Raw genomic sequence first — 26,346 nt, forward strand, 5'->3', positions numbered from 1 at the left:
ATATTATTATCTATGGAAATTCATCAAATTATAAAAAACAGTTATAGACTTTTTTAAGAAAAAATTAATTATTATATCCACTTGGGAAAAAACATACATATAAACTTCAAACATTTCATTTTAAAATATAAATTTAAAGATAATAATTAAAAAGTTAATAATTTAAATTAAAAAAAAATAAAAAAGGTAAAAACCTATTTCTTACCTTTTAATGGTCTTAAACCAAGTAAAGCTAAAACCATTAATAAAATTAAAATAGGATTACCTGTAGCATTTTTTACATTAATTGATTTAGAATCAATTGGAACATCTTTACCATGATCTTCTATAGATAAATGAACAATATTATTTGTAATATTTGTATTATTATCTGTGTTGTTTTCTGGAATGTTTGGCTTATCAATAACTTCAGTTGTATTATTAGCAGTCTTATTACCAGTCAAATCAGAACCTGCAACAACAACATTAGTAAAATTACCAGATCTAGTAGAATTGAAAACAACAGTGAAATTAGCTGACTTACCAACAGCTAAAGAACCAGTGTAGACGAATTTATTTCCGTTTTTAATCCATTTATCACCAGTAAAGCTAGAATAAACTAAGCCCTCAGGAATATTTTCAATCACATAAACATTATTAAGATCACAATCCCCAGTATTCTTAACAACAATAGTAAAACTAGTTTGATTACCTAAATAAATAACAGGATCATTAGCAAACTTAATAACACTTAAACTAGGACTATAAACAACAGTAGTATTATTAGCAGTCTTATTACCAGTCAAATCAGAACCTGCAACAACAACATTAGTAAAATTACCAGACATAACAGTATCAAAAATGATGTCAAAACTAGTGGATTCACCAGCTTTTAATGTAGTATTATATGTAAATTTACCATTGTTATAATACCAATTTTTACCTTTAAATGAATTGTAAACAAGACCTTCAGGAACTTTTTCAACAACAAAAATATCATTCAAATCACAATCTCCAGTATTTTTAACAATAATAGTAAATACAGTCTGATTACCAATACAAATAGTCTTATTCAAAGAAATTTTTTCAATAACCATATTAGGTTTGATTACTTTAACAGTATCATTATCCACATTATTTGTATAATTAGTTTCTAGTGTACTTGTAATCACTTTTACAATATTTGTCCAATTTCATACTTTAATAGCAATTGTCTCTAAAGTAAAAGAAATTTTATCACCTGCAAGTAAAGTTCCAATATTCCAAATAAAAGTATTGGAATTATTTTTTAATATGAACCCTTCAGGTAATGTATCATTTACAATAACATCCAATGCATCAACAGTACTATTATTCCAAACAGTAATATTCCAATACACTAAAGAACCATTAATAACGCAAGACACATTAGCAAATTTACTAATTATAACATCAGTAGGAGTAACATATGTATAATTATATGTTAAAATAGATTGACCTACTGGAGTTAATGCAATGAAAAAATTAAAGATTTTATGTGTTCCATTTTCTAAAATTCTAGTATTATTTACATCACTAACTCTAAATCCATTATCATATTTATCTAAAATAAAGTCAATTTCATCTTTTACAGGAGAATCATCAGAACAATTCCTATAATCTGAATCAGTTAAAGCCCAAATTAAAGCTTGTAAATCATTTCTAGGACTATCATAGAAATAAATCGCTAATTTAACTAATTCTGAAACATCAGTATGACTAATAGAATTATATACATAAAATTCATTTATGAAATATAAATAATCTAATGGAGCTCCTTCATATTTTTCAATACAATAATTAGGAGTAAATAAACTAATATCAAGTGGAGAAGAAATATTATAAACAGCAGATTCCTCAAACAAATTACTATTAGAATCAAATTCCGTTAATGCAATAATATCTTTAGCTAAATGTCCATGATTATCCGTGAAATTAGAATCAGAAATATAAGCATTTATTGAAAGAACAGCACCTACAAAATTTCCACTATTGTTTGTAAAAGTAGAATCCGAAATCCATATATAATTAGCATTTACTCCTGCACTTTTTCCAGCAATATTATTTTTGAAATCTGAATTTAAAATATCTCCCGAATTAGTATACAAAATACCATATCTTCCATAATTATTGGATATAGATGAATTTATAATTGTAGCAGAAGTTGATTTGATTATTGTACGATAATATGCAATATTATCACTAATAAAAGAGTTTGATATATTTACTACAGCAGATGTTATAATTGATGAAGCACCACTATTATTTACTAAAGTTGAATTATTTAAATTTAAAGTATCACACCAAACAACACCTGCATAAGCAGTGTTTGTTTTAGATTTTACAGAATTATTAATGAAATTGGAATTTACAATATCAACATCCGTTCCATAAATACAACCACCAAAACACTCCATATCACTTATTGCAGAATTATTAGTAAAATTAGTGTTTGCAATATTAATAGGAGCTTTTTTGGCATAAATACAACCACCATCAATTAAGCTTTCTCCTATTGCATAATTGTTATTAAATTCTGAGTTTGAAATATTAATAGCATTTTTAGTAATAGTATAAATAACTCCTCCTTGTTTTGCAAAGTTATCACTGAAAACAGAATCAAATATATTAATTGATCCTCCAAAGAAAATATTTCCACATTCTTTTGCAGAATTATTAATAAAAGTACTATTACTAATAATCAACTTACCTCCAGACATACTATAAATAACTCCACCATCACGGTTTGCAAAATTATTGCTAAACAAACAATTATCAACTTTTAAATTATTATTTGCAACAATAACTCCACCATAACCTCCAACGCGTGAAGGATTAACTGAATTATTATTAAAATATGAATTAATAAGAGTCACATTTGTACATACTTGTGCATTGATAGCTCCAGCACCTAATTTAGCGAAATTATTTGAAAAATTTACATTATTAAAAATAATGCTAGTACTTATTTTATTTAAATTACATGCTCCTCCCCATGAACTAGAATTAGCATTAATTAAAGATACATTATTAATAATTAGATATTTAATGGATACTGAATTTTTAAATATTGTACTTTCATGATTACCATCAATAATAAAATTATTACCATTGATAATCAAATTCTTATTAATTTCAATTCCATTACTCAAACTACTATCTTTATTTTTATCAAATTTATAATTTCTATCTAAATCGATAGTACCATTAGTATTTTGTTTAATTAAATTATTTAAATCTGTAAAACTATTACCACTTATTTCATCACCAATAACAACATCATCACTATTTGAATTAGCAATAACTATATTATCAGAAACATCAGTTATATTATCTTGTGCACAAACTGCAGATAAACAGGTACACATCAATAATATTATTACCATATTGCCAATGAATAATTTTTTAAAATTCATAATAAACACATTTTTTTATAAAAACCCCTAAAAAAAGATTTCTTTTTTAGAATCATATTTCAAGTAATTAATAAAAAAATTTATTAATTTTTATTAGTTTGAGATTATATCAAAATATAATATATTCACAAACTAAACCTATCTAAATAAACACAATATTATTCTCCAAAAAATACATTATCATTACAAAAATGATAAAAAATTTACAAATAATTATTATTTTTAAAAAATAGGCATATAATATATATTTTATAACAAATATTTAAATATTTTGTTTAATATGCAAATCAAGTTAAAATTTTTTAATTTTTTGCTGTGTATGTTACACACTAACCATTCATTTTGAAAAATTTTTGTTATTATACTCATAAAATACCATTTTAATTGTTAAAACAAATATAATTTTAAAGAATTGTTAATATTTAAAAATAGTTTTTAATAAGCAATATATAATTTAAATTAAGTTATAATTACATACAAATAAAAAAAATAATGAAGTTTAAAGATTTAGATTAATCATCAATTATCAAAGTACTCATTTTATGTTTTATCTAAACATTAAATTAATTGGTGGATTAAATAATTCAAGAATCATTAAATCAGAAGATTCAAATGTATTTTTATTATTCAAATAAGAAAAAACAGCTAAATTGACGAAAGAATGATAAATTTTTGAAAAAACACTCAAATAAAAATTTTGAGATAGCAATTGATTACAAAAAATTATTAAAGAAAACTCAAATGTTAAACTGATAGACACAATATTAAATTTTATTACAGAGAGATTATAAAAATTACATATTGAATTTTCATGATTATTTATAAAGTTATAAATAACTAACTTATTAACATTCATATAACTATCATTATTAATCTTATTTAAACTAAAAACATAGTTAAAAATAGGATTATAGCTACAGATATTCTCTAAATAATTTTCTTTATTAAATAAAAATTTTACATTCCTATTATTGAAATTAACTTTACTAAAATGATAAATAACAAAATTAATGCTTTTATTATTAGTAAAATTACAATTATTTAACCTAGAAGATAAAATTTTATAATTGATAAATAAATTATAATATTTCATGTTAACATTACCTAAATAATCAATTCTATTAAAATTTTCATAGTCACTATTAAAACTACTTTCTTCCAAACTTAAATAACAATCAATATCTAAATCATTATTTTGCAATGTTTTATAATTAATATTAATTATTTCTTCAACTGATACAAAACCAATAGCAAGAAATACAATAGTTAATAAAATATTAATTTTTTTAAACATTACACTAAACTCCATTAAATTTTCTAAATTTTTTTAGGAATACAATGCTTTCGATTATATTAAAAAATCCATAATTGTGGCATATCTATTTAAACAATAATCTAATCGCAATATCATGCTAAAACTATCAAATATTTTTAAATATTAGTAAACACCTAATAGATAAATTTAATTAAATTTAATAATTTTTCAACATGATATATAAAAATTATTTTTAAATATATTTAAACTTTTGTTTAAATTATATACACTTTAATTATCAATAACTTTATTATATGAACAAAAAATAATTTTTAAGTATTATTCAATATTATAAATTAACATAAACTTAGCAAAAAATAAATTAAATAAACAAAATATTATTTTAATCATATTTTTTAAAAAAAAATTAAAACTTAAATATATAAATTTTATAATAAAATAAAAAAAGAAAAGATTTTATTAAAAACCTTTTAATTATTGAATTTTAATTGTATTACCAGTTTCAAATCCATCATACATAGAAGTAATAATGTATTCCCCTTTAATTAAATTAATACTTAAAGCAGCAATACCATTTTCATCAGTATCTCTATGATAAAATACACCATTTACATTGAAAGTAACAGTTTTGTTAGCTAATGGATTACCATTACCATCTACAACTTTTGCATTGAATTTAGAACCATCATGATATTTCATTTCTAAATCACTAGTTTCTAATGTAGGTAACACAGTAACATTGTTTCCAAGTGCATATTGACCATACATTGTAGTGATTATATAATTTCCTGGTCTTAAATTAATAGCTAAACTTGCAATACCATTTTCATCAGTTTCTCTGTAATAAAATACACCATTAATATTAAAAGTAACTAATGTTCCACTAATAGGATATCCTTGATTATCTAAAATTTTAACAGAGAATTTTGAATCATTTTTATAATATTTAACTAAATCATGAGCTTCAGTAATCTTAGATAATACAGTAACATTATTACCTATTTGCTCACCAGTGATTGGGTTAAATGTAGTTATAATATATGATCCTGAATGTAAGTTAATATTTAATTTAGCAGTACCATTTTCATTGGTAGTTCTATTGTAGAATACACCATTAATATTAAATGTAACAGTTACATTAGCTAATGGATTACCATTTTCATCTAAAACAGTTGCATAGAATTGTGTACCATTTCTATAATATTTAATTATATTTTTAGTAATTATAGTTGATAATACATCAACAGTACTGTTTATAGAAGTTCCAAAGTATTTTGAAGTTCCATTAAATGTAGTAGTTACATTATATTTTCCATGAACTAAATTAATAGCCATTGAAGCACTACCATTTTCATCAGTTACCCTAATATAATTCATACCATTAATAGATATAATTACACTCATGTTAGCTAATGGATTACCATAAATATCTTTTAGAACAACAACAAATTTTGTACCATCATGATAATACATTATAATACTATCTGCATTAAAAATTGTTTTAATGGAATTGATTTCAATATTTTGAGATATATTCATTGGTTCATAGTTGTCTTTTGTGAAAATTACATTAATTGTGTAATTTCCATAAGTTAAGTTTTTAAATGTATATGAACCAGTACCATTAACATAAGTTAATGTGTAACGAGTATTATTTAAAAGAATTGTTAAATTTCCAGAGATATTTTCAGACAAGTTTACATTTACAGTAACATCCCTATAATCTTTATCAATAGTAACATTCATTCCAATTTCTTTTTTATCTACTGTAAAATTGGTAATTATATTACTTGGATTATATTGATTAGTACCAAGATAACTTGCAATAATTTGATATTGACCAACAGTCAATAAATCAGGAACTACAAAGGTAGTTGAACCATTAATAACCTCAACATAATAATCTTTGTTATTAATTCTTAGAATAACAGTGTCAGTTATACCATTGCCATTTGCAGAAATTAAATTAATATTAACTATTACATTTTCACCATAAATAATATCAGCAACATCAATAGTTAAATTTACATCATTTTTTGTTACACTAACAATACTTTGAGTGGTAGATTCATTATATAATGAATTATTTTTATAAATAGCAGAAACTACATAATCTTCTATTTTATCAAAGGTTACATTAATTTTTGCAACACCATTAACAACATTAGCAGTGTAATTTTTACCATCAATAGTGAATATAACTTCACCTAATTTAGCTAATTTACCTCTATCATCAAGAACAGTAGCTATAATTTCAGTTATTTCATTAACTTTAGTAGTAATATTATTTAAAGTAATTGTTGTATTTTGTTTATCATTAATTGTAAATGCTTTAATACATGCTACTTGGGAAGAATATTGATGATCATAACCTGAGAAAGTATAATCATACAAATCAATCCATTTTACACCATCATGACTAAAGTATGAAATTCCTGGTGAATAATAACATCTAGTTGTTGAAGATTGTTCTGAAATAGGAACAAGAGCATATCCTTCTCTTGGATTAGTAAGTTTAATAACAACTTTAAATATATCACCAATACTTACAGGAACCACTTCTTTTAATGGAATTGTATAATATCCCATGTTTTCATGAGTACCACTTTGAGTAAGTTGTAATTTATCATTTACATAAATAGAAATTTCATAATCAACAGTTGAGTTGAAATAAGTTGAAATAGCTGCAATTGCTTCATTACCAGTAGCATTGAAAATATTTTGATACCAAATAGTGTTTTTACCAGTAACTAAGTAATCAGTCATACCAGCAATATCATATTGATAATTTTTATTATATCTTACAGTGTCATTTAAAATATATGTAAATGCTTGATTAGTTGCTCCTACCCTATATGCTGATTTATCATAATAAGATATGTAGAAATAACCTTTATCTCCCCAAGAAGAACCCCAACTATTTTTAACAATAAACGCTCCGTCTCCTGCAGGAGTAGTAGCAAAGTTATATCTAGAATAATTATCATCCCAACCAACTACAGTAACTGCATGGTTTCCACCAGAAACATAAGGATAATAATAACTAGAACCTCTTAAATAAGAAGCACTATGATAATATGAAATATATACTGCACCATATTTTAAAATAGCTTCTTTTATAGCATTATTATCAGTGTAGCTAGTACGTGCAGATAAAACATGAATATTTTGAACATGTATTTCACTTTCTAAAACCGGAGAAAGAGTTCCCATATCATCAAATGGATCTAAAGTTGCATTAACTGGACCTAACCAACTAGTTAAATAACCCATAGGCATTGTATTATATCCACCATTATTAGTTTCCATAGTCCAACCATAAGAAGAATACATTTCAATTAAATTTTTCATATTTTCTACAGAAAATACAAATGTTTTATTACTTGCTTTTAAAACACAAGATTCTAAAGAAGCAAGAGCTGCAAAAGCCCAACAATTACCAGAAGATTGTTGATCTTCAATAGGTGTTACATAACCTTCTTCAGCTAAATTATATCTAGCAGGTAAAGTTCCATTAAATTCAGATTTATAAACAAATAATGGATAATCATTACTACTTGATACAATAGGAGAGAAATTAGATTGATTTAATATATTACTATTATAACTAGCTTTATTATCACTAAATATCACATTATCAATTGATAATTTAAGATTAGCATTGGAAAATATTGCTCCACCAAATCCAGTTGCTGCATTTGATTCAAATTCAGAATCTCTAATATTGAATTTAGTACAATTATCCGTGAATAATGCACCACCATTTAAAGCAACATTTTTAGTAAAATTAGATTTTGTAATAGTTCCAGAACCATACATTTTATATACTGCTCCACCTTCATATCTAGCAAGGTTATTCATAAAATTAGAGTTTGAAATAATTAAATCAGAATTTAAGCTACAGATTGCTCCTGCAAAGTTTGCAGAACAATTAACAATATTGGAATTTTTTATTTCTAAATCTGTAGATTTAGCATAAATAGCTCCACCAGCATCATCAATAGAACGACAATTTTCAAAAGTTGAATCTGTAATGGAAATTGAAGATTCATCTTCAGCAGCTATTGCACCACCAAACCAATGTGCAGAGTTATTAATAAACTTACAATTAGATATTGTAGCTTCACCATATGGTAAATAAATAGCACCACCATACATTGCACTATTATTCATGAAAGTACAATTATATAATGTACATTTTGGTGAATTTGTATAATAAGTACCAGCATAATCTAAAGCTGCATAATTATATATAGCACCACCATAAGCATTATTATAACCATATGTTCCAGTTTCATCATCTGCAGCTACTCCATTTTTAAATATTACATTAGTAGCTCCAACAGTACCATAATTTTTAACAGTAGCATGATTCAAAGTTATATCTTTTAAGGTTAAAGTATAACTACTACCAACAGTAAATGCAATACCATTAAATTTAATTATAGTATTTTGTGCACTTTCACCAACAATAGTCATTGAAGAATATACTCCTTTTTTATCATCTAGCTCATAGACTCCATCTGCAAAATGAGCTGTACATCCAGCGGATAACCTATTATAATACAAATATTTATAAGGGTTAGACTGGGTTCCTTTACCATCACTAGCAGCAGATGCATTAAAGTAAATATCATTAGATCCAGTTAAAATATCTCCTGGATTATTAGAAGTATAAACAGCATAATTATTACTATCATCAATGACATCGTCATTACCAATATTTGAGAATTGAATTCCTTCATTACTAATAATTGTCTGATTATCAACAGAATCACTAGCAAATGTAGATGGAACAATTAGTAATAATAACAAAAATACTAAAAAAAGTATAATTGACTTATTAACACATTTAACCAATTTTTGTTCCTCCAAAATTTAATTTCATAATAACGTATAAATGTATATAAAATATTATTTTATACACTAATACATTAGATTTTATAATATAAAAATACATACAACATTAATTTTAAAAAATAATAAAAATATAACCTAATTACAATTACATAGAACTAATTTTATTCAAAAAAAAGATCGATGTATCAAATATTTCAATTAGAAATAATTTGAAAGCAAATTTAAAGTTTAAAATAAATTAAAACTGAATTATGAAAATCAATATTTAAATTTATATTCTAAAAAATACTAAAATTATAATTAAATAAACTAAAGGAATATATTTATTATGTTATCTATTAATCAATGTTATTTGGATTTTGTTAAAAAAATCTTAAATGAAGGAAAAGAAACATATAAAGACAGTAATCATCATTTAAAAGAAAGTTTAGGTAATTTTTATATAATTGATGACCCATTAAACCTTAAATTTGCTGCAAAATACCAGCACATGACTACAGACATGATGCTTAATGATATCAAAACAGGAAAATATGATATTGAAGGTTGTCCTATAAAAAGTGATGCACTTTATGAATATGTTAAATCATTTGAAAACAGTGATGATCAAGGATTTGTATACACTTACCCAAATCGTATATTAGCACATTTCAATACAGACCAATTTGAAGTTATGAAAAAAAGAATGTTGCATGCAATTGGAAGTAATCGTGCAGTAGCTGTTACCTACGACCCCAAATTAGACCAAGACAGAGAGGACATCCCATGTTTACAATTCATACAGTGCATTGTAAGAGATAATAATCTAACTATACACTGTCTATTTAGATCGAATGACATTTACGGAGCATTCTACAGCAACATGTTTTTCATAGCATACATGGGAATTAAAATGAAAGAAGAATTAAATAAAGAACTAATCGGAGAAAAAGTTAACTTCGCAGGAATACATTACCATTCCACAAGTGGACATATTTACAATAATGATATGAAAGCTGCTAAAAAATTAATAGCTATTAATAAATAGCTACTTCAACTTTTTTTTAATTATAATTAATAATTGTTTTAAAAAAAGAAAAAAAACTCTAGATTTAAAAATCTAGAGATAATTATCTGCTCTTTTCTCAAAATATGCTTTTGGATGAGCGCAAACTGGACATTTTTCAGGAGCTTCTTTTCCTTTAAAAACATAACCACAATTTCCACAAATCCAAACAATTTCTTCTTCTTTTACAAATATACTACCTTCTTCAACTTTTTTAAGTAATATATCATAACGTTCATTATGTTCTTTTTCAATAGCTCCTACTGCATCAAATAAGTGAGCTATTTCATCAAATCCTTCTTCTCTAGCTTCTTTTGCAAATGTTGGATACATACTAGTCCATTCATGGTTTTCACCTGATGCAGCATCTTTAAGATTTGAAGCTGTGTCTTTAACACTACCCCCACTTAACAATTTAAACCATATTTTAGCATGTTCTTTCTCATTATGAGATGTTTCTGAAAATATATTAGAAATTTGAACATAACCATCCTTTTTTGCTTGACTTGCATAGTATTCATATTTTGTATGTGCCTGTGACTCTCCAGCAAAAGCTGCTTTTAAGTTTTCTTCTGTTTTTGTTCCTTTTAAATTTACCATATAAATAACCTCTTAAATAGGATATAAAATATTTTAATAAATAAATTTTTCGAAATGAAATTAAAAACAAATATCAATAACAAATTATATACATATTATTATAAATTGAAATAGAGGTGAAAAATAAATGAGCAAATACTGCCCAAAATGTGGTAATGAACTATCTGATGAAGCAAAGTTTTGTAATGAATGTGGTTATTCTGTTTTAGTTGAAGATAAAAAAGAAGAAATTTCTAAAACCGAAGAAACTAACAAAAGTGAAGTTGAAGTTTCTGAAACTAAAAAAGAAAAAAATGCTGAATCTCTTAAAGAAGAACAAGTTGAAGTTTCTAAAACAAATACTGATGAATTTTTGTTTAATGAAGTTCCCAGTAAATCTAAATCTAATGATAAAATATTTAGTAATAAATCTTCACTTAATCTTTCTAAAAATAAATTATTAATTCCTGTTGCATTTGTGATTATTTTAATAATATGTGTTTTCATGTTTAGCAGTAATTTATTTTACAATCCTGAGAATATGTCTATAACTATTATAGACATTAGTGGATCTAGTGATGATGACGGTACTTGTTATTATAATGTTAACGCTATTTTTAGCAATCTTCCACCAAATACTGAAGGATATCTCATTAAAACAAATTACTGTGACAGTAATGGTAAAACATTAGCTACTACTACTGAAGGATTAAATTCTGTTGATGCAAACGAATATGGATCATACTTTGGATTTTATAGTAGCCCCAAATATTTAGCTGTAGATCATGTTAATGTAGAAATAATTCATGAGGGTAAAGTTATAAAAGAAGCTAAAGGGGACTTTGATAGTAATAAAGCAGATTTTTATAAAGATACTAATACAACAGAGTCATAAAAAATCTTTAATTTATTTTTTTTATAAAAATTTATTAATATTATTAATATTGGTAGTTAATTTATTATTTCAAAAACAATTAAAAGACTATAATAATTATTTAATTATCATAGTTATTATTTTATCTAATAAATCTTATTCATGGACTAATATAAATTATTTATCCGTTTTAATTCTTTTTTTATTAATGGTCAAAAAAGTTAATTAAGGGACACTCCCAATTATATATTAAATAAACAATTCTCTGAGAATGTCACTTATTTGAAATGAAAAAATATTTTACTATTTTAAGTTATTTAAAAAGTTATAGGCATAGATTACTGTGATAATACCTCCAATCGTATATCCAATCATTATTCCAAACCACACACCATTGATTCCCCATCCAATAACTATTCCAAAAAGAATTGAAAAAACAATTGCACAAACTGCTTCTCTGATAATGGAAAAAATTAATGAATACATTCCTTTTCCAAGTCCTTGAAAAACATAGGTTGATATGATCCCTGCTGGAAATACCAAAAAGAACCATGAAAATATGTAGAAAAACTCAATTGTTGGTTTTAAAAGCCTGATACTATTTTCACCATATGAAAAGAGATATGAAAGCTGAGGTGCCAGCACTAAAAATATCATCAATGCAACAATTCCAATAAGAGTTCCCAATTTCATCGAGTAAGTGTAAGCTGTTTTTATACTCTTAAATTTCCCTGCTCCATGATTGATAGCGACAATTGATATAAGTGCTGTTGATATTGCCATTATAGGTTCTGTAGCAAGTGTCACCAGTCTCCATCCATTTTCAAAAACCGCAACGGAATCTGTAGTTGAAACTGCCAGTATTATAAAGTGCATTATTGCTGTGATGAATGTTATAAAAACCATTTCAACAATGTTGGGAACAGCGACTTTTAAAATATCTTTGACAATCAGAGGTTTATAATCAAAGTTGGACAATGTCGGGTTTAGGTATGTATCCTTTTTGACATAAATCCAGTAGATGATTATTGCTGAAACTATCATTAAAGATATTACTGTTGAAAGTGCTGCTCCAAACATCTGCAGATTTAAAAGATAGATAAATACAGGATCCAATATCATATTTAATATTGCACATGTCACCATCACATACATTGCCCTTTTACTATCCCCTTCAGAACGCAACAAACCATATAATACATTTGGCATTATAGCAAATATGCTTAGACTAAAATAGATTTTACCATAATCCATTGCATAATTTAAACTGACACCTCTAGCACCCATCAATGTCAGAAATTCTTTCATAAATACTGTGAAAATCAACGTTACAGCAAAGGAAACTATAATGGACAATATTATAGAATGTGCTGCTGCATTGTCTGCCATTTTGTCGTTTTTTTCTCCAATAAATCTAGAAACTGTTGATGTTATTCCTGCTCCCAAACAACTTCCGATACTGATTATTAAAAATTCAAGTGGAATCACAAAACTGATTCCTGCAAGCTGGTCTGCTCCAAGACCTGCAACCCAAAATGAATCGATGATATTATAAAGTGAAATAATCATCATGGATATCATTAATGGAACTGATAATTTTATAACTGCTTCTTTTGGGTTTCCCCTGAGTACATTAATACCATGTGTTTCATCTTTTTTGTTCATTAAATAAACTCCTAACTAAATTAATTTAAATTCGTAAAAAAAACAATTTAAGTCAGATTTTGAAGATAGTTTACACTAATATAATCAAAATCTACCATTTTCATTTTTAAAAAGGTTTTTTTATAATCTAGTTAGTCCAGATGCCATTACACATATACACATAATTATCACTTCAAAAAAGATATAAATACACTTTAAATTCTATATATCATTATTAATAAATATATTGCATTACACGAAAAGTTTTTTCTTCGATTGTGTTTTGTTTGAGTTTGATAGTGTTAAATTGGATGTACATTTCTAGTTTTTGATTTGGTGATGTTTTCGTGATTACACCGTTAATTAAAATATTATTATATTACTACTTTTACCGTTAAGCAAATTTTAAACATATATTTCTACAAGAAACATACAAGTTTTGTTTACATTTTTGGTATTAATTGTTTTAGTGTTTCGTTTATTGTTTTGTAGTTGTTTTATATTTTTTATTAATTTTAATTTTTCATTTAATTTTTCCAATAACCAAAAATGTAACATAAACCATATATTTATATATCATGTAAACTTAATTTTACATAAGTAACATATATTTTACAAGTTACATAAATATTGGAGAAAAAAACAATGATACTCGACATATACAATGATAGTATTAAATATTCAATAAAAAATTCAAAATCAATATTTTACTTGGGATTAACATTATTTTCAACTTTTATAATCTGGATGGTTTATTTATTAATGTTCATTAACTACCAAGATGTAAATTTAAATATAAGATTAGGAAGTTCAATTATACCATTTATACTCCTATTTATTCCATTATTTTTATTTTTAGGATATGAATATAAAATATTAAAAATATCAACACATGGAATGATAAATGGAACAGATAAAGTTCCAGAATTTAATAATCTAAAAGAAATGTTAATAAATGGAGCAAAAATATTTTGTGTTAAATTTATATATTTCATAATTCCAACAGCAATATTAGCAATTACAAATATAAACTATTTAAATCACATATCTGGAGGAGTAATAGGAACAATAGGTGCAATTATTGCATTAATACTAGGAATAATATTATATTTTATAAGTTCTTTAAGTACAGCAAATATGGCTAATTATGATAATTTTAAAAAAGCTTTTGATATGAAAGAAATAAAAGAAATAATTCAAAACATAGGAATAATAAGATATATATTATTTTACATAGGATTATTAATAATAGAATTCTTAATCGTATTTATATTATCTACAATAGTTATGATAGCTATGATGCTTATTGGAACTACTATAAGTAGTATTGCAGCACAACCATTTTGGTGGGCAGTATTCATTATAACAAATTTTATATTTTGTGTAATAATTGCAATAGCTGAAATATTTAGAACACGTGGAATTGGTTTAATTTATGAACCAATAGAAGAATAAAAAAAAGTGTTATCATTAGATAACACTTAATTTATATTTACATTTTGAGTATAAATTGGATCTCCTTGAATATCATCATAAACTTCCACAACTGCTCTTGTAGGCATTTCATTACCATAATAAAAACCATCAAATGAATAGTTACCTGGATGAACATTATTTCCATTATATGCAATAGAATCATACAATGTTATATTATTTGAATTATAATAAACCACTTTAACTTCAACATAATCAAAATCTTTATCAATATTTAATGTTCCTGTTAAATCACCAGAAGTAGTCCCATATTCATTAGATATAGATGCACTTAATCCACTTAAAGAAACTGAATCAGAAGCAGTCATACTATCTAAAACACCAAGACCAGCAGTAATAAGTAAAAATAATATAATGATAATAACAGTTAAAACAGGAATTAAAGTAATTTTTTTATCATTATCTATAACTTCAGGTTTGGTTTGCATATATTCTACAATTGCCAAAACACCAGCAACAATAAACATAACACAACCAATTACTCCATAGTTTCCAATAATTATAAAAAGACCAATACCAAGAATCATATATTGAATTGCAGCTATTTTAATATTCATTTTAGAAATATAAATTCCTAAAATTCCTAAAATAGCTATAATTATTGCTAATGAACCATAAAATACAAAATCTGGAACTATTCCAGATAAACTAACTACATTCAACCCTTCAATTACACCAATAATTACAGCTATAATAGCTACAATTCCAGAAATTGTTCTCAAATTTATAGTAATCTCCATAAAATCACCACATTATACATAGTTTATATCTAATATATAATATAGTTTTTCATAGAGTTTACTCTACATTTACTTCAACAAAAATATTTCTTCCTTTATCTTGAAGATATTCACTAACATCCTCTTCAAATTCTCCAATACAAGTTAATTCATAAGGACTAATATTAGCATCTTCAAAAACAATAACAAATGAATTCCATTTTTGATAATAGTATATATTATTTTTTAAAATAGAAGTAGTCAATTGACAACCTTCATCATTAGCCTGATTTGGTAATTTAGTAAAATATTCATGATCATTATGTTTTTTATAAGTACCCTCAAAAGGACACATATTAGCTATCTGATTTACTAAATCACAATCTACCATATCAGCATGATACTCATTATCATTTATGGTTATTTTAAATTTCATATGCTTCACCTTACTACATAATATGTTTTTAACAATATTTAATACTATTCCTTAAAAAAATATTATGAAAAGATATAAATTAAATATTTTTTCCAAATTCAAAAGCTTGATTTAAAGCGTCCTTATTATGGTTAATTTCACCTTCACTTTCAGAATTTAAACCAAAAACCATACCTTTTTCACTTTCAACACCAATACAATTTAAAAATCCTCTCAATTCATGAACTGCAGGATTTAAAAGTTCTTGGTTATCACATGCTGCTGAAAATAAGAAATAATAATCTTTATCATTTAATTGTTTAGCTTTAGGAGTTAATCTGTCAATTATTGTTTTCATTTGTCCAGTGATTGTATTAAAATAAATAGGACTTGAAAATACAATAACATCTGCATTTACCAAGTCCTCTAAAATTTTAGACATATCATCATGAATAACACATTCTCCAGATGACATGCAACCTAAACAACCTTTACAATAATTAATAAACTTCATTGGGAATGAAATTTTTTTAGCTTCATTACCTGCTTCTTCCACTCCTTTTTTAAATTCATTAGCTAAGATATCACTATTCCCACTTACACGTGGACTACCATGTAATATAACTACTTTTTTACTCATCACTATCACTACACACAATCATCAATTTATATTCAACTTTTAGTTTCACTAACAACAATTTCATCTTGAATCTCTTTTTTATTAATAATATGAGCATCACGGTATAATAAACCTAACGAATAAGAGTTAAATAATCTCATAAAACTAAATACTAAAAATGCTGCTACAATAATTCCAATATATGGAATGAGCATTAATCCAAATGCAATAATTAAAAATATTACATTTAAAATATTTAAAATAACGAACCATCCAACAGTTTTAAACCATCCTATTTTTCCAACATCATGAAAAACTTCAATCATATCTAACCCATCAGATAAACTGTCATTAACAATCATCCTTGCAGTTCCTATTTTAACAAAAATGTCTGTAATAATTAATACAACAATAGAAACAACAATTGTTACAATAATTCCCTGTAAAAAACTAGATTATTGCTGGAGGAATATTTGCACTATTCTGTTGAATATATGGCCATAACTTAGTCCAAGCTCCAATTATTCCTGATGCAAAAATAGTAATAAGAATAATAATTGAAGGAATAATTCCATAAACAAATGTTAAAATATAAAATTTAAAGAAATTTAAAATATCAGTTTTTATATTAAAATCCGGAATAAACTGTTTATTATATGTTCCATATTTAATTATAGAAATATTATATCCAGTAAGATATATTGAAATTAAAATTCCAACTAAGAAGGATATAAGTATTACAATAGGATTATTTAATCCAAGAAAAGCACAAATAGTTCCTAAACATGAGAAAACAGATAACACACCAATCATAGCAAATTTATTATGATCTAATAATGGATATGATAATGATTTTTTAATATTATCTCCTAAATCCATAGAAGATTCAACATTTTCTTCATTTTTAGTTTCAGAAACTTCAACTTCACTTTCATTACTTTCTTCAGTTTTAAGATTATCTTCTTTTTTATCTTCAACTAAAACTGAATAACCACATTCATTACAAAACTTTGCCTCATCAGGTAGTTCATTACCACATTTTGGACAATATTTACTCATTTATTTTCACCCATATCTCAACTTATAATAATAAGTATACAATTTGTTATTGATATTTGTTTTTAATTTCATTCCAACTCTATTGAACTCTTCTAATTTTTTTACAAACTGTCAAATCAAAATATTACTCCAACCCAACATCCAACATGAACAGAATAATTAAATTAATACAAAAAAATATTCAACAAAAAAATCTCACAAAAAATATAATTTCCATAATAAAAAGAAAATTAAATGAAAATAATAAAATTAAAGCACAATCCTACAAAACAACAAATTAATATCCTTTAAGCAATCAAATAGAAAAATAGAAGTCTTAAAAAAAGAAAAAAATAAGTTGATTTAAATATCTGCGTATAATAAACCAACTGATCTATATATCATGAAAGATATGTATGTTGAAATTAAGAATCCACTAATTAAAACTCCAACATATGGAATTAAACCAATAAATCCACCAATCAAGTTAAAGATAAATATAAGAATAACTAATAATACTGCCCATCCTATAACTCTACCAATACCAACTTTTTTTAAGTCACGAGCTGCTTCAGGAATATCAGCACCAGCAGATAAACTATTATACTTAGCAAGTCTACAAACTCCCATATAATATAAAAATGAGAATATAACCATTAAAATGAAAGCTACAAGCATAGTTATTGCTGCAGAACTCATCATAGATAATATTAAATCATCCGGAATCATATTTGCAAATTCAGGACCATATTGATTAAGATAACCTAAAATTTCTACTACGTAATCAAATAAACCTGTTGCAAAAGCTAAGATAATTACAATTATTGTTGGAATTATATAATATACAATAGACAATACTACCATCTTTAAACCATCAACAATAGTTGTTTCCAAGTTCAAATCAGGAATTTCATCAGATTTTTCAATAGCAGACCTAGTAATAGCTATTCCATATCCTAAAGATATAATTAATGCTACAAAACTTATAATTACAAGTATACCATCAATTGCAGCATTTCCAAAACTTAAACTACCTAATGCAGATAATAACATGACAATTCCAAAAATACTGAATTTAGTCATGTCAGAAATTGGGTATTTTAAAGAATCTTTAAAAATATCTGTTAAATTCATGTTAATTTCCTCCATTCAAATTTTAGTATATAAAAACACTCAATTAAGAGATATTATAATATTTATTAATTAAAAGTATTTAAAAATATTGTATAATCATTAAAAAAAACTTTATAGAGAATTATAAAACAAATTACACACAAAGAATTAAAAAAAGAAAAAATTATCTAATTAAAGATAATTAAATTTAGTTATCTACACCAAAGGATTTTTTAAGTAAATCTACGTTTACATATCCTTCTTTATAGACTTTACCAGTTGTTAAATCATTGATAACTACTTCTGCAGGGGCAAACATTCCTTTATCAATTTTGTAGAAATCAAATTCAGCTTCTTTAAATACATCGAAGAATGGTTTTCCATATCCATCAGCTGCAGAGGAAGGTAATTTAGCTGCAACATCTGCAATATCATCATTTTCATCAGATTCAACATAGTAGTAAGTTCTTCCACCAAATAAAACAGCATCATTAGTTTTACCCATAGCTTTTAATCCATCTGGGTCAACTGGAGCAATAGGAGCAATACCTGCAGCATGTTTTACTTTAGTTACATCAAATTTAATAGCTTCTAACATTTTGTAAGTTCCGTTTTCAACTACTCTTCCAGCAATTTGAATAGATCCAACAAGAGAAGAAGTAGGAGCTACAAGTAAATATACATCTTTAACATCCACATTACATTCATCAGCAATATATTGTGCAACGTCTTCACCAGGTAATACATCAGCTTCTAAAGTTAAAATAGCTAAATTAGCTTCTGAATCTTCATATCCAATTTCTTCATAAGTTTCAGCTGGTTTTTTACATATTGCCCTAGCTGGACCAGAACCAAGTGCAAAGAAATCTCCTACAGATACAGACCAACCTGCTTTTTGAGATCCTAATGTAGAAATAGATGGAGAATCAGTTTTAATTTTTACTGAAGGAAGAGCGAATTTTTCAGATAAATCACCTGGAATAGATATTCCAACATCTGCAAGACCACCAAGACAAACTTTTGTATAAAGTTCACCTGCTTTAAAACTTCCAACAACATTTACTCCACAATCAATGATTGTAGCACCATTTGATAATTGACTAACAACAATGTTTAATTCATCTTGTTTTTCAATCATTACATCTACGGTTTTTTTAGCTTCTAAGTTTACACTTACCATTATTTAACCTCATAGTTTACTAAAATAAATTATATTTTTAGTAGTATTAATATTTACCTAAATGAATTTTAGATTCATCATATCTGCTTTTAGGTTCTTTATCTTCTTTAGGATAACCAATAGCTATTACTGAAAATGGAATAATATGATTAGGAATATGAAAATATTCTCTTAATGCATTTACCCTATCTTCTTTTGGATAAAATCCTAACCATACTGCTCCAAGCCCATCAATAACAGCTTGAAGTAAAATATTTTGTGTACATGCAGATAAATCCTGTTGAATCATGGGTTTAACTACTTTAAACTTTTTAGTATTGCCTAAAACAATGATTAATTTTTGAGCTTTTTTAGCAGGTTTTGCATATCTACTCATTTTCGAAACAGCATTTAAATCCTTTTTATCAGATACAATTATAAATTCCCAAGGTTGAGAATTAAAAGCTGAAGGAGCTTGCATACCTGCTTCAATTAAATGTTTTACCTGATTCATGCTAACTTCTTTATCATTAAATTTTCTCACACTTCTTCTTTTAAAAATTGGATTCATCATACCACTTCATCCATTAATTTGTTCATCTCATCATTTTCAAAAGGATAATTATTACTATCCATTAATATGTGAATTTGATCTGCATAATTTATTATAACATTTTCATTAGATAATATATATTTTCCATTTCTTGTAATTGAAATCACGATACAATTTTTTGGAAATGGAATATCTTTAATTTGTTTACCTATATATTTCCAAGTTGATGGAACAACATATTCTGATAAAATATGTTTTGAATGATCGTTTATTAAATCTTGATTATTTTTAGATATTAATCTTTCAAACAAGGATTCATAAATAGGTCTATTATTTAATAACATTGGCACAGAATATGCAATAATAGATACTATTAACATAGCTACTAAAGATTCAGTTGATCCACACATTTCCGAGAGTAAAACAACCCCCGTAATTGGAGATCTTATAGTAGCTGCAAAAAAACCTGCCATTGAAATAACAATGAACTTATATATTAAATAACTTTTAAGTCCAAAAATAGGAATCGCAACAGAACCAAAAATAGCTCCAATAAATGCTCCTAAAACTAAAATAGGTAAAAATATTCCTCCAGGAGATCCCGTTGCAAAAGATGCTACAGAAAATAAATATTTCATTACCAATAAAAATATTAAAATAGTTATCGATGGAATAGCTACATCCAACATGTTTAACATGAAATGTCCGCCATCAAGAATTTCCGGAATAAACAATGATACAACACCAGATATTAAAAATACACTTATAATTTTAATTTCAATAGAAACATTGAAATTATTTATAATATCATTTGCTTTAATCATCCCTACATTATAAACATAACCGAAAATACCTAAAATTATACCTAAAATAATTAAAAGCCAATAATAAGATAATGGAAGATTATATAATGGAAAACTAAGTAATGTTGCTTGTCCAAAAATTGATTTAGATATAACATCTGCAACAACAGATGAAATTAAAGCTATAAAAATCAATGTTTTATCAAAACTATGATTAATTTCTTCAATTATAAATATCACACCAGCTAATGGTGCATTAAAAGCAGCAGTAATTCCAACAGTTGAACCCGCCAATATAAGTCGTAATTCATCTGTTTTAGAACCTCTTAAAATTTTTGAAACACCTTTTCCAATCATCCCTCCAATTTGAACAGAAGGACCTTCAGGACCTAAAGATAAACCCCCAATAGCAGTTAAAATACCCCCACTAATTTTAGTTATTACAACTTTCCACCAATTAACATTTAAAAACCCTTTAACTTCAGCATTGATTTGAGGAATTCCACTACCTATACTATTTGGTTCCCACTTTATTAAAAACGAAGTAAATAATCCCAAAATAATTAATATAAAAAACCAAAGAACAATCAAAACTATATTTCCATGAATAAAATTTAAGATATTTCTTAAAATATCTTCTGCAGAATATAAAAAAAATCTATATAAACAAACTATTATTCCAGCAAAAACTCCTACAAATATTCCTTGAATAGTTAGTTTGAAAATATGTTTTGGATTATCTACAACAGAACGTAATGACTTTTGAAGTATTTTCATAATATAATAATTTATACTTAATAATATTTAAAAAATTAGTTAGAGGATCTCCAAGTGTTTCCACATTTTGCACATCTAATAAAATTAGTTGGAGCTTCATCAGCAGACCTTGTTTGAACCGTCCACCAATAACCTTTAGTTCCCCCACATTTATAACAAGTAATTCTTGTAGTTGGCAAAGCTACATTTTTATTATCCGTAACTATTACTTCAGTTTGGGGATTTGTTTCACCTTTAACCTCGTATTGATCTTTAACTTCATTTTCAGATAAAGATTTTTCATATCCGCATTTACATTTTAATTTATTATTTGTAGGAAGTAAAATAGCTCCACATTCCGGACAAAATTCCATAATTAATCACCTATCACCCAGTTATTTAATTAAAAAAAGTATTTATAATTTATTATATAAAAAATTATATAATTAAACTTTTACTAAGTTATTATTTATTTAATTTTAAGAGTTTGTAAAATTTTATAGGCTTATTTGATTTTGAATTTTTTGCAGATGCACCTTCATTTTGATTAAATTACACTCTAATTTTTATTCAATTTTAATATAAACGATTTAAAAATAGTAAACTACTTTAATAAGTTAGAATTGATATTATTTAATTATCATACAAATAAATACATCTATAATAGTAATATAAACTTCATACAACTTAAATTTTATGATTTTTCTGAAGAAAAAAATAGTTTCTAAAAAAATTATTCATAAAAATACACAATAACCAAAAAAAAACAAAATTTAAACAGACAAGTTACTGAATTCAAAGAACATCTAGTTAGACACAGAAAAAACAAATAATTCTATAAAAATTTATAGACTCAAAAAAAAGAAAAAAAGTTAAAGAGAATTATAGTAGAATTCTCTTTTTATTTTATTGTAATTTTGTTTCCAATTTGGTAATCATTCCACATAGAAGTAATGATATATTCACCAGCGATTAAATTAATATTTAAACTTGCAACACCATTACTATCAGTAGTTCTATTATAGAACACACCATTTACATTGAAAGTCACAGTCTGATTAGCTAATGGTTTTCCTTGACTGTCAAGAACAGTAGCATTAAACTTACTACCATCTCCATGTTTCATGGATAAATCCTTAGTAACTAATACTGTATTTACTGTTACATTATTACCTACAGCATATCCGTCGAATATTGCTGTTATAATGTATTTTCCAGGATTTAAGTTAATAGCTAATGTAACTATACCATTTTTATCAACAGTTCTGTTATAGAATACTCCATTAATGTTGAAGGTTACATTTTTACCAACAGCTAAGGTTCCGTCTTTATTGTAGACTTTTGCAGTGTACTGAGTACCATTCTTATAATACTTAATTATATCATGATTCTCACTAATAGGAGCTTTAACAGTAATATTAAATCCTTCCTGCTCACCAGTTACCGGATTATATGCAGTTAAAATATATTCACCAGGTCTTAAATTAATATTCAACCTAGCAATACCTGCACCATTAGTAGTTTTCTCATAGAACACACCATTAATATTAAACTTAACTGTAGTATTAGCTAACGGGTTTCCATGACTATCAGTGAAATTAGCAAAGAACTGAGTACCATTTTGATACATTTTAACAATGTTTTCACCAATGATAGATTGGATGATTTTTACAGAAGCATTAACCTCAGCACCGTTATAGTAATCATCACCTGGATAAACAACAGTTGCAACATAGTCTCCAGAATCTAAATTAAGAGTTAAGAATGCATAACCATCCTTATCAGTAACACGACTATAAGACATACCATTAATAGTAATAGTCACTGTTGCATTAGCTATTGGATTACCATAAAAGTCCTTCAATAAAACAGTTAATTTAGAACCGTCATGATAAATCATTAAAACATTATCAACGATTAATATTGCGTCTTTGTTAACATCTACTGTAATATTTCCAGTTTTGATTACTGGGTCGTATTTATCATCACCTGGGTAGATAACTGTGATGTTGTGTATTCCTTTATCTAATGGAGGAATATCCACACTACCAGTACCATTAGACACATTACCAGTGTAGTTTTTACCATCAATCACTACAATGATTTCACCAGTAGCATCATCAGGCAAATCAATACTAATAGTAGAGTTTTTACCTTCAACACCATCAGGAATAGTAATATTTGCAGGATACTCTTCTACTTTAGAAACATTAAACTTACCAGCCACAGAAGCATCCATATAATTATTGTCACCTTTCCAAGTAGCAGTAAAATCATAGACACCTTCATTATGTAATCCAGCAATAGTTAATTTACCTTCACCATTAACCACAGACACAGTATAATCTTTACCATCAATAGTTACAATAACATCACCAGATAATTTAGCATTGCTTATTCCAGTTAAAGTAGCTTTTATAGTAATATCCTCATCAATTTTAACATCACCAATAACAACATCTAAAACAGGAATTGCTTTAGCTACATTAAAACTACCAGAAGCACTAGCAGCATTGTAATTACTGTTTCCAGAGAACTTAGCTGAGAAATCATAAGATCCAGCAGGCAATTTAATACCATTTAAAGTACCTTTACCATTAATGATACGTACGGTGTAGTTTTTACCGTTAACTGTTACAATTACATCTCCGGTTAATTTAGCACCATTAACACCAGTTAAAGTAGCGTCAATAACAAATACATCACCATAATTTATATTACCAATTACAACATCTAAAACAGGATTTGCTTTAGCCACATTCACAGTTTTAGTAACTTCTACAGAAGTGTACTTATCATTTCCAGCATATTTAACAATAACACTGTGAGTACCAGCATTTAATCCAGAAATAACTTCATTAATTTTACCATTTACCACTGTAGCAGTGTAGTTTACACCATCAACAGAAATAACAATAGTACCATTAATATCACCAGGCAAAGTACCAGTGACAGTTATATTCTCACCAAAGACAATATCACCAATAACAACATCCATAACAGGATTTACTTTAGATACAGTGAATTTAGCAGTAGTGGAGATATTGTTATAGTTGTTATCTCCTGGATATATTATATTTGCTGTGTAATTACCTGCTTTAAGACCAGCTATTTTTATAACAGCTTTACCATCAACAATAGTGCCAGTATAATTTTTACCATCAATAGTTACAATGACATCTCCTGTAGCATCAGAAGGCACAGTTACACTAATAATTTCATCATCATCAACTTTAATATCACCTACATTAACATCCATAGTTGAATTTATTTTATTAACATGGAAACTGTCTGAGTCACTTACATTATTGTAATTTTCGTTTCCTTCCCATGTAGCAGTGAAATCATATACTCCTGCAGATAATTTAACACCATTTAAAGTACCTTTACCATCTATGATTTTAACGGTGTAGTTTTTACCGTTGACTGTTACAATTACATCACCGGTTAATTTAGCACCGTTAACTCCAGTTAAAACAGCATTAATAACAAATATAGTATTGTAATCTACATTATCAATTACTACATTTAAAGTAGGGTCTGCTTTAGCTACATTTATGGTTTTAGTAAACTCAACAGGATTATATTTATCATTACCAGTGTATTTAACATTAATAGTGTGGTTACCAGTGTTTAAATCTTTGATAGATTCACTAGCTTTACCATTTACTACTATGACTGTTTTTTCAACACCATCAACAGAAATAATTACAGTTCCATTAATATCACTTGGTAAATTAACATTAACTAATGCATCATCACCAAAGACAATATCACTGATAACTACATCCATAACTGGAGTTATTTTAGATACATTAAACTCAGCAGTAGTAGAAATATCATTATAATTGTTATCTCCATTATATTGTGCGTTTATAGTGTAAGTACCTTCTTTAAGACCAGATATAGTTGTGGTTGCTTTTCCACCAACAACAGCCAAAGTATAATCCTTACCATCAACAGTCACAACAACACTACCAGCAGCA

19 protein-coding genes and 1 pseudogene are annotated in these 26,346 nt (G+C 26.0%); 3 read left to right on the forward strand and 17 right to left on the reverse strand.

Features of this window, described 5'->3' with window-relative positions; genetic code table 11:
• Nucleotides 1-194 precede the first annotated feature (194 nt).
• From Q0984_RS03720 to Q0984_RS03735, 4 genes are all read right to left on the reverse strand, one after another.
• Nucleotides 195-1,151 carry a DUF11 domain-containing protein gene (locus Q0984_RS03720; RefSeq protein WP_299523753.1) on the reverse strand — a complete coding sequence of 319 codons (957 nt, stop codon included), beginning with the start codon at nt 1,149-1,151 and terminating at the stop codon, nt 195-197.
• A 21-nt stretch (nt 1,152-1,172) separates the two neighbouring features.
• Nucleotides 1,173-3,413 carry a right-handed parallel beta-helix repeat-containing protein gene (locus Q0984_RS03725; protein ID WP_299523757.1) on the reverse strand — a complete coding sequence of 747 codons (2,241 nt, stop codon included), beginning with the start codon at nt 3,411-3,413 and terminating at the stop codon, nt 1,173-1,175.
• A 547-nt stretch (nt 3,414-3,960) separates the two neighbouring features.
• Nucleotides 3,961-4,707: a hypothetical protein gene (locus Q0984_RS03730; protein WP_299523760.1), complete on the reverse strand. Its 747-nt coding sequence runs from the start codon at nt 4,705-4,707 to the stop codon at nt 3,961-3,963.
• 456 nt (nt 4,708-5,163) lie between these two features.
• The gene (locus tag Q0984_RS03735; RefSeq protein ID WP_299523763.1) at nt 5,164-9,549 is read right to left on the reverse strand and encodes an Ig-like domain repeat protein; all 4,386 of its coding nucleotides are present in this window, start codon (nt 9,547-9,549) and stop codon (nt 5,164-5,166) included.
• 328 nt (nt 9,550-9,877) lie between these two features.
• Between Q0984_RS03735 and Q0984_RS03740 the strand changes: the two genes are divergently transcribed.
• The gene (locus Q0984_RS03740) at nt 9,878-10,576 is read left to right on the forward strand and encodes a thymidylate synthase (protein ID WP_299523766.1); all 699 of its coding nucleotides are present in this window, start codon (nt 9,878-9,880) and stop codon (nt 10,574-10,576) included.
• A 72-nt stretch (nt 10,577-10,648) separates the two neighbouring features.
• Here Q0984_RS03740 and rbr read toward each other — a convergent pair whose 3' ends face one another.
• Entirely contained in the window at nt 10,649-11,194 is a 546-nt protein-coding gene (gene rbr / locus Q0984_RS03745) for a rubrerythrin (protein ID WP_299523769.1), read from the reverse strand.
• A 127-nt stretch (nt 11,195-11,321) separates the two neighbouring features.
• On the opposite strand from rbr, the gene Q0984_RS03750 reads away from it, so the two are divergent.
• On the forward strand, nt 11,322-12,068 hold the full coding sequence (locus tag Q0984_RS03750; protein ID WP_299523771.1) for a zinc-ribbon domain-containing protein: 747 nt from the start codon (nt 11,322-11,324) through the stop codon (nt 12,066-12,068).
• 282 nt (nt 12,069-12,350) lie between these two features.
• Here the strand turns inward: Q0984_RS03750 and Q0984_RS03755 are convergent, their stop codons facing one another.
• Nucleotides 12,351-13,712, reverse strand: a complete 1,362-nt coding sequence (locus tag Q0984_RS03755; protein WP_299523774.1) for an MATE family efflux transporter — start codon at nt 13,710-13,712, stop codon at nt 12,351-12,353.
• A gap of 624 nt (nt 13,713-14,336) precedes the next feature.
• Here Q0984_RS03755 and Q0984_RS03760 point away from each other — a divergent pair.
• A complete protein-coding gene (locus Q0984_RS03760; RefSeq protein ID WP_299523777.1) occupies nt 14,337-15,146 on the forward strand; it encodes a DUF4013 domain-containing protein in 810 nt (269 codons plus the stop codon).
• 26 nt (nt 15,147-15,172) lie between these two features.
• On the opposite strand, the gene Q0984_RS03765 is transcribed toward Q0984_RS03760, so the two are convergent.
• The 11 genes and pseudogenes from Q0984_RS03765 to Q0984_RS03815 all read right to left on the reverse strand — a co-directional run.
• Complete coding sequence (locus tag Q0984_RS03765; RefSeq protein ID WP_299523780.1) at nt 15,173-15,925, reverse strand: hypothetical protein; 753 nt, start codon at nt 15,923-15,925, stop codon at nt 15,173-15,175.
• A 58-nt stretch (nt 15,926-15,983) separates the two neighbouring features.
• Entirely contained in the window at nt 15,984-16,340 is a 357-nt protein-coding gene (locus Q0984_RS03770) for a cyclophilin-like fold protein (RefSeq protein WP_299523783.1), read from the reverse strand.
• A gap of 79 nt (nt 16,341-16,419) precedes the next feature.
• Complete coding sequence (locus tag Q0984_RS03775; RefSeq protein WP_299523786.1) at nt 16,420-16,959, reverse strand: flavodoxin family protein; 540 nt, start codon at nt 16,957-16,959, stop codon at nt 16,420-16,422.
• Between the two features lie 32 nt (nt 16,960-16,991).
• Complete coding sequence (locus Q0984_RS03780) at nt 16,992-17,300, reverse strand: hypothetical protein (RefSeq protein WP_299523789.1); 309 nt, start codon at nt 17,298-17,300, stop codon at nt 16,992-16,994.
• 607 nt (nt 17,301-17,907) lie between these two features.
• A pseudogene (locus tag Q0984_RS08870) lies at nt 17,908-17,997 on the reverse strand (zinc ribbon domain-containing protein); the annotation flags it as partial.
• A 342-nt stretch (nt 17,998-18,339) separates the two neighbouring features.
• Entirely contained in the window at nt 18,340-19,110 is a 771-nt protein-coding gene (locus tag Q0984_RS03790; RefSeq protein WP_299523795.1) for a DUF4013 domain-containing protein, read from the reverse strand.
• A 187-nt stretch (nt 19,111-19,297) separates the two neighbouring features.
• Nucleotides 19,298-20,269: a methenyltetrahydromethanopterin cyclohydrolase gene (gene mch, locus Q0984_RS03795; protein WP_299523798.1), complete on the reverse strand. Its 972-nt coding sequence runs from the start codon at nt 20,267-20,269 to the stop codon at nt 19,298-19,300.
• Nucleotides 20,270-20,315: 46 nt separating this feature from the next.
• Entirely contained in the window at nt 20,316-20,819 is a 504-nt protein-coding gene (locus Q0984_RS03800) for a nitroreductase family protein (RefSeq protein ID WP_299523823.1), read from the reverse strand.
• The gene (locus Q0984_RS03805; RefSeq protein WP_299523801.1) at nt 20,819-22,381 is read right to left on the reverse strand and encodes a ClC family H(+)/Cl(-) exchange transporter; all 1,563 of its coding nucleotides are present in this window, start codon (nt 22,379-22,381) and stop codon (nt 20,819-20,821) included. Before Q0984_RS03805 ends, Q0984_RS03800 begins: the two co-directional genes overlap by 1 nt.
• Nucleotides 22,382-22,416: 35 nt before the next feature.
• Nucleotides 22,417-22,734, reverse strand: a complete 318-nt coding sequence (locus Q0984_RS03810; protein ID WP_299523804.1) for a transcription factor S — start codon at nt 22,732-22,734, stop codon at nt 22,417-22,419.
• 527 nt (nt 22,735-23,261) lie between these two features.
• Nucleotides 23,262-26,346: Ig-like domain repeat protein (locus Q0984_RS03815; RefSeq protein WP_299523807.1), on the reverse strand; the 3,085-nt coding region annotated here is incomplete at its 5' end.

The organism is uncultured Methanobrevibacter sp., assembly GCF_934746965.1.
GTDB lineage: Archaea > Methanobacteriota > Methanobacteria > Methanobacteriales > Methanobacteriaceae > Methanocatella.

Excerpts from the sequence above, each read along its gene's own strand:
- Q0984_RS03725 (WP_299523757.1), bottom strand. The coding sequence starts at position 3,413 with ATGAATTTTAAAAAATTATTCATTGGCAATATGGTAATAATATTATTG.
- Q0984_RS03730 (WP_299523760.1), bottom strand. The coding sequence starts at position 4,707 with ATGTTTAAAAAAATTAATATTTTATTAACTATTGTATTTCTTGCTATT.
- Q0984_RS03740 (WP_299523766.1), top strand. The coding sequence starts at position 9,878 with ATGTTATCTATTAATCAATGTTATTTGGATTTTGTTAAAAAAATCTTA.
- rbr (WP_299523769.1), bottom strand. The coding sequence starts at position 11,194 with ATGGTAAATTTAAAAGGAACAAAAACAGAAGAAAACTTAAAAGCAGCT.
- Q0984_RS03750 (WP_299523771.1), top strand. The coding sequence starts at position 11,322 with ATGAGCAAATACTGCCCAAAATGTGGTAATGAACTATCTGATGAAGCA.
- Q0984_RS03755 (WP_299523774.1), bottom strand. The coding sequence starts at position 13,712 with ATGAACAAAAAAGATGAAACACATGGTATTAATGTACTCAGGGGAAAC.
- Q0984_RS03760 (WP_299523777.1), top strand. The coding sequence starts at position 14,337 with ATGATACTCGACATATACAATGATAGTATTAAATATTCAATAAAAAAT.
- Q0984_RS03765 (WP_299523780.1), bottom strand. The coding sequence starts at position 15,925 with ATGGAGATTACTATAAATTTGAGAACAATTTCTGGAATTGTAGCTATT.
- Q0984_RS03770 (WP_299523783.1), bottom strand. The coding sequence starts at position 16,340 with ATGAAATTTAAAATAACCATAAATGATAATGAGTATCATGCTGATATG.
- Q0984_RS03775 (WP_299523786.1), bottom strand. The coding sequence starts at position 16,959 with ATGAGTAAAAAAGTAGTTATATTACATGGTAGTCCACGTGTAAGTGGG.
- Q0984_RS03780 (WP_299523789.1), bottom strand. The coding sequence starts at position 17,300 with ATGATTGTTAATGACAGTTTATCTGATGGGTTAGATATGATTGAAGTT.
- Q0984_RS03790 (WP_299523795.1), bottom strand. The coding sequence starts at position 19,110 with ATGAATTTAACAGATATTTTTAAAGATTCTTTAAAATACCCAATTTCT.
- mch (WP_299523798.1), bottom strand. The coding sequence starts at position 20,269 with ATGGTAAGTGTAAACTTAGAAGCTAAAAAAACCGTAGATGTAATGATT.
- Q0984_RS03800 (WP_299523823.1), bottom strand. The coding sequence starts at position 20,819 with ATGAATCCAATTTTTAAAAGAAGAAGTGTGAGAAAATTTAATGATAAA.
- Q0984_RS03805 (WP_299523801.1), bottom strand. The coding sequence starts at position 22,381 with ATGAAAATACTTCAAAAGTCATTACGTTCTGTTGTAGATAATCCAAAA.
- Q0984_RS03810 (WP_299523804.1), bottom strand. The coding sequence starts at position 22,734 with ATGGAATTTTGTCCGGAATGTGGAGCTATTTTACTTCCTACAAATAAT.